Annotated in this window: 1 pseudogene; it reads left to right on the top strand. The window is 43.2% G+C overall.

Annotated elements, in window-relative coordinates:
- Nucleotides 1-257: pseudogene (locus KO524_RS15275) on the top strand (gliding motility-associated C-terminal domain-containing protein); the annotation flags it as partial.

Below are 257 nucleotides of genomic sequence, written 5' to 3'. Positions count from 1 at the left end.
TGGTGCATTGCGAGTATTTTATACTACCGCCTTTGGTTTCTTTGGATAGCGGGTATTATACAGAACCCGATGGAAAAGGTGAGCGGCTTTATGCCGGACAACTGATTTTAGAAAGAGAGCAAACGATTTATGTGTATGCGGTTTCTAACGCGAGTAGCTGTACCGACCAAAGTCAATTTACGATCACTTACCAAGATTGTTCCATACCCAAGGGAATTTCGCCTAATGGAGACGGTTTTAACGACAGTTGGGATTTG

This window comes from Flavobacterium sp. NKUCC04_CG (assembly GCF_019345525.1).
Lineage (GTDB): Bacteria > Bacteroidota > Bacteroidia > Flavobacteriales > Flavobacteriaceae > Flavobacterium.
The sequence above is the reverse complement of the archived record's forward strand: the minus strand, read 5'-3'. Positions and strand labels throughout refer to the sequence as shown.